5 protein-coding genes and 2 pseudogenes are annotated in these 13,950 nt (G+C 35.5%); 3 read left to right on the top strand and 4 right to left on the bottom strand.

Annotated elements, in window-relative coordinates; all coding sequences use genetic code 11:
- Nucleotides 1-1,016 precede the first annotated feature (1,016 nt).
- Both H4J46_RS09910 and H4J46_RS09905 read left to right on the top strand, forming a co-directional pair.
- Entirely contained in the window at nucleotides 1,017-1,589 is a 573-nt protein-coding gene (locus tag H4J46_RS09910) for a hypothetical protein (RefSeq protein WP_182233352.1), read from the top strand.
- A gap of 446 nt (nucleotides 1,590-2,035) precedes the next feature.
- A pseudogene (locus tag H4J46_RS09905) lies at nucleotides 2,036-3,215 on the top strand (transposase).
- A gap of 405 nt (nucleotides 3,216-3,620) precedes the next feature.
- Here H4J46_RS09905 and H4J46_RS09900 read toward each other — a convergent pair.
- The gene (locus H4J46_RS09900; RefSeq protein WP_182233351.1) at nucleotides 3,621-3,989 is read right to left on the bottom strand and encodes a hypothetical protein; all 369 of its coding nucleotides are present in this window, start codon (nucleotides 3,987-3,989) and stop codon (nucleotides 3,621-3,623) included.
- Between the two features lie 12 nt (nucleotides 3,990-4,001).
- Nucleotides 4,002-10,289: an RHS repeat-associated core domain-containing protein gene (locus tag H4J46_RS09895; RefSeq protein ID WP_182233350.1), complete on the bottom strand. Its 6,288-nt coding sequence runs from the start codon at nucleotides 10,287-10,289 to the stop codon at nucleotides 4,002-4,004.
- Between the two features lie 165 nt (nucleotides 10,290-10,454).
- Between H4J46_RS09895 and H4J46_RS09890 the strand changes: the two are divergent.
- A pseudogene (locus tag H4J46_RS09890) lies at nucleotides 10,455-11,445 on the top strand (IS630 family transposase).
- Nucleotides 11,446-11,460: 15 nt separating this feature from the next.
- Here H4J46_RS09890 and H4J46_RS09885 read toward each other — a convergent pair.
- Together H4J46_RS09885 and H4J46_RS09880 are read right to left on the bottom strand one after the other, a co-directional pair.
- Complete coding sequence (locus H4J46_RS09885) at nucleotides 11,461-12,105, bottom strand: PEP-CTERM sorting domain-containing protein (protein WP_182233349.1); 645 nt, start codon at nucleotides 12,103-12,105, stop codon at nucleotides 11,461-11,463.
- An 849-nt stretch (nucleotides 12,106-12,954) separates the two neighbouring features.
- Nucleotides 12,955-13,797, bottom strand: a complete 843-nt coding sequence (locus tag H4J46_RS09880; RefSeq protein WP_182233348.1) for a hypothetical protein — start codon at nucleotides 13,795-13,797, stop codon at nucleotides 12,955-12,957.
- Between the last annotated feature and the right edge of the window lie 153 nt (nucleotides 13,798-13,950).

Genomic DNA, 13,950 nt, shown 5'->3' with positions numbered 1-13,950 from the left:
GGCTATAAGCTTCAATCATTCGTTGATAAGCAGAAGAAAGGTAACTAGATACAGTAATAAGGCCTCTGCTAATGTAGAAAAATTATCTGCAAGCAATTTTACTACTTGAACACCTAACAACACGACCAATAATATGTGTTATTCATTTGATGATAGATACAAAGATCAGTAAATGTTTGGACTTCCCATATTTCACTAGAGCTTTCTGTATTGTATTGCAAAGGCTTAAAGGTTTATTGCTAAGAAACGCTTAATATTCTCTTAAAGTACTTTAGATAGACTGCTATCAGGTTGGGTGTGGGTATGGGTATTATCTTGCCGTTTTACAACAAAAGGGCCTATATAGAGTTTATGCATGTATTTTATTGCATTAGCTACATCGAAAAATAAGTGATACTCCACTTTATACCCTTACCAACTCATGACTAAAGTTAACCGACTTAATTTTCATTAATTTACCATTTTATTTATTATTAACAACACTTTATCAGTTTTCAAAGTAGTCCTAGTTCAGAGGTATATTTTTCAAAATAAATAGTCCGCTTAGCCACCATTATAATCATTAACTTTTGAATTATTAACGATCACTTTGTGCGCAGAAAAGACATTAGCAATGAATTATTTGGTATAGACTTTATAATGATCAGTTTATTCCGTACTAGTGAGTCGTCTCAGTAATATCCTAAAAACGAAATCTATGTACTTTGTCAAATCTAGCCTGATATTAAATATAATAACTTTGAAATAATGGTGATTTAGTTGACATGTGAAAGCAAATAATAATTATTATAACTTTATTGGTGGTCATGTAAATCAAACGTTCACGTTTTTGGATTCCAACAGTTATTTTTTATAGCTTTCATTGAATTATTATTGCCTGACAAAAATCAGTTATATCACAGTAAATTTCATCTAATCTGTTCTTCTTGAGTTGGTTGAATAGTCTCAAAGATCGACCGTCGTAATACACAATGAGATTATTTTCATCCCTAACCTAATGATATAGTGAGCCGTAAATGAACATTAAACTTATGAATTTCTGTGTTATCCCGTTATTTATGCTTTTTATGCAAAGCGCCATGGCGGGCGTGATTTCAATAGGAGGAAATGGCAAGCCCCCTGGAGTTGATTGGAATGATTTCCATGTTGAATGGATCGTTTCTGGCACCGACCCAGTCGCAAATTTTAGAGAAAAAGATAAAGCGGTCAAGCAGTTTAAAGTTATAAATCAGGATACCTCTGTTAAACCATTGGGACAGGATTTTGGCATTATTGCTAATAAGTGGAATTACGTACAGTTTATATGGAAAGATATTCAACCTAGTAATAATAACGTTTTATATAAATTTAATGTGGATATTGAAGATGAAATGAGAGTGACTAATTTACGGCATTACTACACTAAAGACGGAAAACGGGTAACTGATTATTTCGGTGGTGGACTAGTGACTGCTGGTCCAGGGAATGCTTATCCAGTAGATGAAACACCTACATTAATTGTGATGTTCATTGGTTTGCTTTTACTTTTAATTACTAAATGTAACGCTCTTAGGGGTAGTGATAAACATATAATATCAAGTTGGGTATAAGTGAAATTTGTGCGTAATAAACAAATTACGTTGCCATCTTGTGACGTTATCGATACAAAACCTAATTCGAATCAACAATGACTTCTCAATTGGTCACTTCCGCTTTGTGGCAAAAGTTAGCGTTATAAGATGGTATGCAACAGGCAGATACGAACTTAATATAGTCATTCAACCTTAACTATCTATACTTAAATTGTTTAGGTTATATACTCGTTGCATACGAATATTGAGCTTTACTCACTTGATGATTTCCAATTTTCTTTCGATGCAGCGAATTACTTTACTCATAATCGAATACTCAGGGCTTGCCAATAATCGCTGTCTATATTTTTTCAAAGAGTGAAGAATACATAACAAACTTCAACGATAGGAGATTTGTGATGAGTGATTTAAAAGACGAGTTCTCAATATTTATCGGATTAGACTGAGCTAATAATAAACATGATGTGTGTGTTCAAATAGGTCATAGTGATGTTCGTATTTTTCATGTGATAAAGCACTCTCCTGAGGCTATAGAGACTTGTTTAAAGGAGCTGCGTAAAGAGAATAAAGGCAATATTGCTGTGGCCGTAGAATTAACCAAAGGCCCTATCGTTTATGCATTACAGAAGTACAGCTTTGTTACTGTTTTTCCTATTCACAGTTTAACTCTGGCTCGTTATCGTCAGGCGATGTTTTCAATAGGGGCTAAAGACAATCCATCAGATGCAGCGTTAGCATTAGATATGATGCTTAATTATCCCCATAAAGTGAAACCTTTACGTGCCAGTAGTGACAACTCGCGAACACTTGCGCTCTTGGTTGAACAGAGGGGTTTGTTAGTCGAAGATAAGTGTCGTAATACTAATAGACTCATTGATGCACTCAAGCAATATTACCCACAGCAGTTAGAATGGTTTGGTCACAGGGATACTGAATTATTCTGTGATTTCCTCATAAAATGGCCAACATTAGATATTATTAAACGCGCCAGAGAAATGACAATAGTCAACTTCTTCAATGGCCGTGGTGGTAAAGCCAGATTAAACACTGAAAAACGCGTTAAAGCAATAAAGGAGGCTATTGCGTTGGCGGTTGATAACAGCTTGATATTCCTCTATAAAATATTAGTCACAGCGTTGTGCAAACAGATGCTCACCTTGATTGAAAATATTCGTATATACGATAAAAAAATCAAGTTGTTATTCCATACAATGCCAGATTCCATATTATTTGAATCTCTACCTGGTACAGGCCCGTGTTTAGCCCCTAAGCTATTAGCTGCACTTAGTGAAGATAGGGAGTGATTTAATAATGCGCAAGAAATATAGAATTACACAGGGCTGTCTCCTGTAACTGAACGAAGTGGACAAAAGAGCTGGGTTCGTTGGCGCTGGCAATGCTCTAAATTTGTGCGCCAAAGCTTTATCGAATGGTCAGCGAAAAGCGTGAGGAAATCTTATTGGGCAGGTTTATATTATGAACAACAACGAGCTAAAAGAAAAAGTCATCAAACAGCGGTTAGAGCATTAGCATACAAATGGGTCCACATTGTTTATAGGTGTTGGAAAACACGAACACTTTATGATGAATCAAAATTTTTTGAAAGCGTTAAAAGAAAGAAATTCGCCTCTTTTAAAGACATAAACTCTTGTTGAATGACTCAGGGCATGAAGTAGTCATTAGGTTTAGCTGGAAGATAGCTTTCGCTTTGTTCACAATTAATATATAACAAAAGTGTTATTACATATTGATAAACAGTTAATAAAAAAGCCCAAATATTGCTATTCGGGCTTTTCTGTAAATGGTTAAAGCGATAATTATAGAGTTTTAACCCTATTAAATCATGCTGTTCATGTAGTGGTTATCTTATTGATTTTACATTGATTCATCTCATAGGTGAAACACTGCCCCCACCTTGTACGCTAAAGTTCAAACGTTAGCCCTAACTTATTAAAAAGTAATTAAACATCGTTTTTTCATGTAACAAAAGATTCCTAACACTTTATTTATTACAAAATACTCTATCTAAAAAAATCAACTACCAAATTGTCAAAGTTTTAACTTTTCATCATCAATTTTTCTTTTCAATTTTATTGTAAAATAAATGTTTATAGAAAATAAAATAAAAAATAATGTAGAACTAAGGATAAATAGAAAAATCGTGCTATCTGTTAAACCTTGCGATAGTTTAAAAACAGTATTTTTTTCTCCATTTGACACTTGTAAAGCTTTCTTAATTAGCTCTAAATCTTCTGTAAGTATTATTTGTTCTATATTTATACTTGACTGCATATAGCTTTGGAGAAATATTCTAGATTCTTTTAATTTAATTAAGTGACTAAGTGTTAAAGTGAATCCCACAATACAAATATTTAATATGATTAGGTATATAGATAATTTTTTTTTATTAACATTCATTGCTCAGCTCCTCTACAGTCCAGGAGTTACGGTTAATATCGCACATGCAGAACCTACAGCAACAATTCCTAAGCCTGAAGTCAAAGGCGAACTTGGCGCAGAGCTTAATGCTTCTAAAGCTAATTGCTTATCGATGCTAGCTTTAATATCTAAATAATCTCTAGCTCCTTGGAGATCTCCTTTTGCAACGCATTCATTAATTCGGTTTGTAGCTATATCTTTAAGATGATTTAAATTCATTTTAGCATCATTCGCAATATTATTTAAATCATTAGCTGTGGAAGCAAAACCAACACCTTCTACAAAAGCTAAACAAGCCAACGCATTTACTACTTCCTTACCTTCAGGATCAATACCGTTAACAGGGTCACCACCTACATAACCATAAACATTCAAACCACCATTTAAACCAATGGGATCTTTGGTTGTCCACCTTCCTATGTCAGCATCATAATCTCTTGCACCAAAACGCGTGAACCTAGTGTGTTGGTCGTAAAGTCCCCCTGCGAAACCAAACGGTTGAAAGCCCGAATTAGTATCAAGGGTGATCTTTCCCCACACATCGTAATCAAGACGCTGGGCTATGATGCTGTCACTGGTATTAATTACTAAACGGGGACTACCTAAATGATCTGAAATGATACGGTAGGTTTTCCCACCTTTAACCATATAATCAGGTACAAAAGCTCTACTGCCATAAATAAAGCGACTAACAATGTCGCCATTACCATCAAGTTCAGCTATAGGGTTGAGTTGGTCTTTGTATAAGAAACCTTGAATTAAGGTGTTATTCACTTTTTTGCCAATACGACGATTTTGAGCATCGATGATGTATTCAACTTGCGTTGTAGTAGTCGAGTTATCATCAGGAATAGCAGCGCTGATAAGGTTACCCAACACGTCGTAATGATAAAGACTTAATTTGTTTGTTGCTGTGTTTTTTTTGCTTACTAAATCACCATTGTCAGTATAGAGGTATTGATTATTCTCACTGTTAGTAAGGTGCTGTTTTAATCTATCTTGTGCATCAAAAGTGGCAGCTGCTACATCATTCATATGAGTGCGGTTGGCATTATCATCAAAACTAAAACGACTAGTTAACACATCATTGGTTTTAACGGTAGATAATTGCCCTAACAAGTCATAATTGTAGTCAAAAGTAGTAATAACACCTTGAATTATTTCAATTTTTTTGATGATTCTACCTAAGTTGTCACGGTTATAATCAACAGAATAAACATTACTGTCATTAGTACTGACAGATAACAGCTCACCAAAATCATTGTAATTGCTACTGGTACTGATAGTACCTAAACTAGTGCTACTAATTAAGCCACCTTTTTGAACTGTACGAGTAATACTTAAACTCCCTGCTTGGGTCAGTAATAAATCATTATCGTAACTAAAGCCTATACAGTTACTAGTATTGACACAACGCTGAGTTACTTGAAAATCATTATTATAAACTTGATTGACTTTACCACTGACCGTACCTGTTAATTTCGCACTTAAAACTAAACTGCCGTCATAAGTAAATTCAATTTTTCCACCGTCAGGAGCGATTACTTGTTTAATTTGCCCAGTGGTAGCGTTATAAGCAAAGTCAAAGTTACCTCGTGGAATAATAGTTTGAATTTTATGCCCTTTGGTTGCATGATAAATGTAATCAACCTCTTGCCCATTAGGTAAGGTAATAAGCTCTAACTGTTTATCAAGATTATAGCTGTACTGTGTGCTAACTTGCGAGATTTCAGCTACATCAGGAGGAGTATAATCACTGGTTCTATCTACCTTGGTATAATCAAAACTGTGCGTTTCATTATTTGCAGGAGTAATAGCGGTGATATTTCCATTGGCATCATAATTAAAATTAATATCACTACCATTTGGTAATGTTTGTGTTAATAAACGCCCTGCATTGTCATAGCTGAAACTCGTTTCACGATTAGCTGCATCCGTGATGCTTTCTAAAAATCCTTGCAGGGCGCCAGAATTATAATAAGCTAAGTTCGTTTTACGGCTATCTACACCACTGCCTTCTGTAATATTAGCAACTCGTCCTTGAGTATTGTATGTGAAATTGGTAGATGCCAAGTTATTAACAGCCGTATCAATTGAACGACCTTTATCATCTAACACACTGGTAGATACTCGTCCTTCGGGGCTGGTGCTAGTCCAAGTTTTAGTGGCTGTAACGTATTGGCTAATGTGAGTATTGCCGTTAATGGTAGTCATATTAGTTAAAGAGCTATGACTTAATAAATCATCATCACTTTCAAGCACAACACTTTTGCTTGCCATAACACTATTAATTAAGCCATTAGGTGTTGTTAAAGTAGAGAGCTTTAAGGAAGAAGCTAACATGCCAAAGCGAGGATCTGCTTCACGTTGAACTTTAAGTACATTACTATTAGGGTATGTCGTTATATTTATACCTTTACTAGAGAAAAACTCCTCAGTAACACTACCATCAGGGGAGGTATTAAGCTTTTTCATCTCTCCTGTACTCAAAGGGGTTACCTGAAATTGATGCGATCTACCTTCACCGCTAGTCATTTTCACCTGATAGCCTTTTTCTCCTATACTTTCGTCCGCACTAAAATGTTCAACAAGCCAGCCACCACCAGTTGGTTCAATATCTTGCTGAAGGCGCCCTACGCCATCATAGCGGTAGGTATTGCTTTCACCTTTGGGTTTAATGTAACTAGTCATTAGCCCCTCCGCAGAGTACGTAAATTCATCCACTTCTCCAACTGGATTTACAACACGCGTTAAATAACCATTACCATCAATAAAAACCTCAGTTCGTTGGCCATTAGTAGAGATAATAGCCGTTGAATTATTAGAGGAATCACGCTCAATAGATAATACTTTACCATCAACATCAGTTATGCTGTTTAAATAGCCTTCATCCGTATAATTAAAACTGTATAGCTCTGCATTGGTTATAGCATCTACAGTCTTTAAATGATGACCATTGTGAGAGAAAAAATAAAGTTCATTACCTGAACCAGCAGGAATAGCAGTATCAGTTCCGGTGGAATAACTAGGAAAAAAATTCCCTATGCGTCTAATACGATGATTGGCACTATCAGCGATGTATATGTCGTTATCAGCTCCAACTGCAATATCACTAATAGAGCCAAACTTAGTGCCAATTGCTAACCCATTACCATTAAAACCAGATGATTTATCTCCTGCAACAAGTCTGATAATGCCATCATTTGATAATTGATAAACCTGTCGATGGTTAATACTAAAATATACATTACCTGCTTTATCAAGCGCTAAATTTCTTGGTTTTGATAATTGTGCTGATAGCGCATTAATGCCATTGATATTTAATTCAGAACCACCGCCAGCTATCGTTGTCAAAACCCCATCAACACCAACACGCCTAATTAATCCCCTGTAATCATCTGAAAAATAAAAACTACCGTCTTCCAATATTAAAACTTCACGCATACTAGATAAATTTTCATTGGTTGCCATAGCCCCATCGGGGGTGAAACCATAAGAGCCATTTCCTGCAATGGTTGTGATAATCCCTTCAGGGTTTATAGTGCGAATGCGAGTAGATTCTACGATAAAAATAGTGCCATCTTTAGCTATTTTAACGTCTTTAGGGTATCTCAAGTCTGTTTCAGTTGCCAATGAACGAGTATTTAAGACCTGAGGTGAACCCTTTTTCATCGTTTTCATTGGTGCGACTTGTAGTCCACAGTCAAACTCGCATGGAGGTTCAATAACTCTATTACCTGCAACAGTATTAATAATACCATCTGCCGATATTTTTCTTATGCGATGGTTTCTTACATCCGCAATAAAAATTTCAGAATCATGAATTAATATGCGTCCACTTTCTATATTTAGTTGTGCATTAACAGCAAGCCCACCATCACCAGAAAAGCCTTCTTCACCTGTTCCAGCTATAGTGGTAACAACACCATCTTCAGTAACTTTCCTAATTCTAGTCCCTTGGTCATCGACAAAATAAATATCGCCATTATCTGCAATATTCACACTTGTAGGCTTATTCAATCCAGCATTAATGGCTTGGTGACCGTCTCCAGAGAACCCTCCATTGCCATAACCAGTATTACTATTTCCAGCAACTTTGTAGACTTCTCGATTATTGATTTTTTTAGCTGTTATTTTGTTGCCTGTACCTAAAAAAAGTTCATTGGATTTGCTATCATAAACATGCATATTACTTAAACTCCATGTCCCCATATTTGTAACCCTTGTAATTAAGCTACTTTTGTAACTTGGGGCTTTTAGGTTCTTAACCCAGTTCTTAAAAATAGTGCTTGTTCTAACACTACTTCTAGGCCTTACCCCCTCTTGTTCACAGTTTGTTGTACCAACCTTGTTAAAGCTTTTGTCATCATTAACTGCAGGAGGACAATAAACTATAGGGTAAATGTAACCAACATAAACTTTTGCAATACCACTATCTAATGCCCCCCCATATCCCCTATAACCATCCCAAGTAAACGTATATGACTGATTCGGAAGTGCTGAAAAATTATATTTAAAACGTCTACCTTCTATTTGTATGTAAACTACGATTCCCAATAAACTGGATGGTACGCTATCACCAGTTAGTGGAATGTTTAATATATTGCCTGCTTTATAACCAGATACTCTGTCGCTCTGATAATGCATCGATATCGAAGAGCCCGTTATAGGTAATATTTCCCCCAATACTTGACTCTGCGCATTAATAATACAACCATCACATTCTTCTTCTTCATCATCTTCAGGTACGTATTCATCAGTGCTTTCAGGCACTTTATCTATTGGCTCGATTGCATCAGCAGGTAATGCGTGTGGCCAGTTACCATCCCAAGGTGTAAAGTGAGTTATAGGCATACGCCATAGTGCTTTACCTGTGGTAAATGTTGAGGCAAGTTGTCGAAGTTCATTTTCACCAATGCCTAACTCATCTAAAGCGACTTGTTTCGCAATATCACCATTCCCTTCAACATCTAAATCAGCCAAACCATTAGTAATACTTAAAATTTCAACTATGCGACCATTTTTAGATGGTATCCATGCTGATAGGTTATAATCATACCAACCAAGAGGTACTACTTCGCCCGTTGGGAATTCTAAAAAATTATCCACATAAACTGGAATCTCTTGGTTAAAATTGACTCGCATAGCTCCTGCTGAAATAGCTTCATCAACACTTAAGTCCACTGCATAGGTATATCCTGAAAAAGGTGGTAGTTCTCCTGGCATTGCATTACGACCATTTTCACCCACAGTGTATTCAGTTGCTCTAACATTTAAAGTAGTTAATGATTGTATGCTGCCATTAGGCATAACCATTGTTGCACTCGTGCCTTTAGGGAAAAATAGTGTTGCTTGGCGATCTCCATCAGCATCAGTTTGCACGGAGCCTTGAGCTACTTGTATATCTTGGGTGCTAGTTAAATCGATAGAGGTAACTTGGGGATCTAATGAAATCATGACTACATCTTCAGATATCACAAAATCACGCCAAGGGGTATTAAGTTGTCTTTGAAGGGGTAAATAACCGTCTTTTGTATAGTTAATGGTAACGTAACCACCACCGTTAAACGCCATATCAAACCAGCCATTAGCGCGGCTGAATGTTTGCCCATATTCTGTATGGCCTTTTATGGATATTGTTACACCCGATAAAGGCGTATTATCTTTATTTAACACTTGCCCTCTAACAACAGCAACACGTTTAGCAGATATATCATCGGCATTAACGCCTGTTTGAATCGGGTTACCACCTGTATATAAAAACTCTACTGCATCTTTTAAATTGACAACTTTAGTAGGGTTTAATACAGGGGCAATATCTGCTGGGCTAGTTGGTAAAGCAACACTTGTATCAAGTTGTTGTACCTGTAATTGATAACCAAAACTATGACCATAGCCATCAAGAAATTTTAAAGTTATTTTTGTTGTGCTGCCATTCACGATTTCGTCATTAACAGGAAGAAAAAGTGTGCCGTCTTGATCTAACTCCGCACCTTCAATAATGATATTTTCAGGCCATAATGAGGTGATTACTAATCGATGGATCCCAGTTAAGGTTTCCCCTAAATTAGCTAATTCAACAGGGGATAGTGCATATGTAAAACGACGACTTCGAATTGGGTTTAATAGTTTAATATCAAACTGAGATGATTTATCTATCCAGCGTTCTTCTGCTTGTGCCGTGTGGATAAAACCAGATAAGACATAGAGCAATAGACTGAAAACAATAAGCAAGCCCATTGACATATTTTTTTTAGCTGAAAAAATTACATTTTGCATTTAAATATCCCTATTAATAAATTTTCCATTTTAAAATCAAGTTAACCAATTTATTGAAGAACTTGTGTTTACAAAGTTTTTTTGTATGTAATACCAATTCCAATAATTTTTTGATCTAATATTATTAACAAAGGATTACTTAATATGACTCAAGATTTATCGTAAATTATTGCCACTACGACTAATGGTAGACTACGGATCCGATTACTTACCGTATCTCATTTTAAAAAGGGTAAAAACAGAACACAAATAGCGAGTTTTTTAAAAGTCAGTCGCACTAGTGTTAATAAGTGGATCAAGTCCTATTTGGATAATGGTTTAACAGGGCTTCAGGAAAAAGCATATACTGGACGCCCAAAAGGTCTGACGAAGCTTCAATTAATTCAGCTTAAAACTTTGCAACCACGACATCTATCAAGCCCAATGGGGGTATACTTCAAGGGAAAGATGTTCAAGCTTATATTGAGACAGAGTTCAACGTTAACTATCAAAAAAATAACGTATATCACCTCTTGCATGGACTCAATTTGAGCTGGATAACTACTCGGTCGAAACACCCAAAGCAATCAGTTGAAGCACAGGAGCGTTTAAAGAAATTCTTAATAAAACGATCCTTAAGATTCCCTGTCGTTGATCACTTGCTCGCGTTGATGTGTGGTTTCAAGACGAAGTCAGATTTGGCCAACAAAATACAACGACACGTATTTGGGCAGAAAAAGGAACGATACCTAGAGTTGTACAGCAACAACAATTTACCTATACTTATTTATTTGGGGCTGTTTGCGTAACTAATACAAATACTGAAGCGATTGTTGCACCTTTGAGTAATATGAACGTAATGAAGTCACATTTAGCGCTTATATCTGAAGCCAGTAGGCATGCCGTAGTCATCATGGATGGTGCTAACTGGCATCAGAGTACCTTGATCAAGATTTTCCTAACTTGAGCATCATACATATCCCCCCTTATTTCACCAAAATTAAATCCTATTGAACAAGTATGGTCATGGCTAAGACAAAATGAAATAGCGAATCGCTCGTTCGCTGATTATGAGGATATAGTGGATAAATGCTTTATTGCATGGAATAATTTCATAGCGGCTACAAAACAGGTCTTATCTCTATGCCAGAGGGACTGGGCAAAGTTGACCCATTAATTATCAGAATTGGTATTAATAGTTACGTTTGCAATTTCTAAGAAAAATGGTTGCTATAGTAAATAATATAAATGTAGAAGGCTCAGGGACAGGTGTACTGATAGCATTAGCTGAAAAAGCAATATTATCTAATTGAAAGATTGAATCTTTCTTGTTATTTTCATCCAATAACTCAAATGACAAAGCAATACTACGGCCGACTAATGCACTGATATCAAGTTGATAGGTTTGCCAATTATTTGTGACTAAAAAATCACTACCAGAGGAAAATAATAAATCACTTGCGCCAGTAAAATCTAATTCATCGTATAAATTAATTCTTAAAATCTCAGAAAATGAGCTTAAATCACTTTCAAGTAAATCATCAAAAATATCAATTTTAGCGTCAAAAATAAGCCATTTAATATCAGTCGTTAATAGTATTGAATTGGTAAACGAAAAAGTACCATCATCACCTTGGGCAAGAATAGAAATATTAGATTGAAAATAACCAATATCTGTTGTTAATAGCGCACGATTATCAGTGGCACTGACATTACCTGAGGAATACCATTGTTGTAAATTATCTTGAAAATCACCATTAGTTATTAAGCTAGCTATTGAGTTATTTGATAAAAATAATGTAATCAATATTAATAAAGATTTGATAGGTTTAGACATAGTTCCCTCTATTGACTCAACGTGCTTCCATATAATTATTAACATAAACAAAAATAAATTGAATGTCGAGATGTTTTTTGATGTGTTTTTTGAGATGATTTCTATATAGAAACAAGTTGATTTACTATATATGGATATAAAAAAGCCCGAATATTGCTATTCGGACTTTCTTTTTTATAAGTGGAGCTAGAGTTTATAGGGTATAAACCCTATTACATCATGCTGCTCACGAATAGAATAAACAATTGATAATTAAATAAAAAATAAAATCAATAAAGAGGGATACCCCGTTTTATACCCCTACCAATTAAGGGACTTAATTAAACAGTTAAAATTTGATGAAATAAGGTGCTTATTAAAAATTTCACCTTGTATCATCATTATTTCAACAGTGTATAAAATTGTTACGACTCATTATCTGCATAGCCACCTAAGAACTACGTCAGATACTAAAAGCCTTCTCAATGGACCGCTTTTAGCCAAAAACGGTCATTAATATTTTGTGAATACACGATCAAATCCAAGACAATTCCAACCAAAATTTACTGGTTGTTTATGGGGCTGGTTTAAGCTCATTGATGCCGTTGGCGACTCGTATCTGAATATTCACTTTTGCCACATTCGAGACATTAAGAAACTTTATTGAAAAGATAGTTCGGATTAGATTTTGTATCGATAATAGTTTCCGTTCAAAAGAATGAGAACGGTCTTACTAAAAATTTAGATGTCAGACCTAAAAATCATATAAAATCGATACAATTGACTCAGTTTTCGCTTTCAACTTAGTCAATTATTACGAAGCCAGAATCTTCAATTTCTCTTTCTGAGTATTTTAACAATGCGATAGTGCTAAAAACGCCAAGTACCATTTATATCAAACAGGCCAAAATTATCACCATCAGCTTTTATCCAAGATACACCGTATTTAATCGCTGTTGTTTGCGAAAACCAATAGTGATGTGCCAACGAAACAGTAAATAAAGCTTCATCATCCCAGTCGTCAGTAAAATCTGAGTAAACTAAGCCAACTTTATAAGCGTTATGCTTAGCAGTGTAAAAGGTAGCAAATACTTTTGCCGTATTTCGTTCTTCATGATGCGAAATTGAGGAAGTAATGTCCAAACCTTTGCCTTCATTAACATTGGTATATCTAGCTTTGATAGCAACAAAAGTCTCACTGTCATATTGAGAATTTTTGGATTTGACATAATCATCAATAATATCAGTATATTCACTGTTTTCAGAGTAGTTATGGATTCCAAACCCTAGCGTGAATTGTTGGTTAACCGCATAGTTAAGAGCAAGGTCTGTGAGTAACTCATCTTCATCATACTTCCTCGTCCTAAATTCCCCATTATGGTCAGTATAACTGTATTTATTGGTATGGCGTTGGTAACTAAAATCAGCTTCGAAGCTCCAACGTTGGCTAAAATATAACTTGCCACCCAAATTAGGATTAAAATTCAGAGCATTTAAATTCACTTTTAACCAGCTGAACCGGCCTAAGTGGGATTGCAAATCATAAGGCTGTTCATTATCAGCAACAGGAGAAAAATAGTATTTATAACTGGCACCGGCAACTGGAAATTCAGACCAATCCCCATCTATAAATGCAAGGCTAGCCAAATTGATAATACCGTATTGTAATTCATGTTGAATGGCCTTGTTTTCTGATTCTGCAAAAACTGGCACTGACAATAAAACCGAGAAAGGGAAAATTAGATGAGATATTTTAATGGAAAATCCTTTTTTATTAAATAGTTAAGAATTAATACTACTGTAAGAGCACTACTGTAGTCAAATTGCTTTCCTCCTAATTCGAAGCTTACATAAATCTCAATTGGG

Source organism: Colwellia sp. MB02u-6, assembly GCF_014077095.1.
Taxonomy (GTDB): Bacteria; Pseudomonadota; Gammaproteobacteria; order Enterobacterales; family Alteromonadaceae; genus Cognaticolwellia.
The sequence above is the reverse complement of the archived record's forward strand: the minus strand, read 5'-3'. Positions and strand labels throughout refer to the sequence as shown.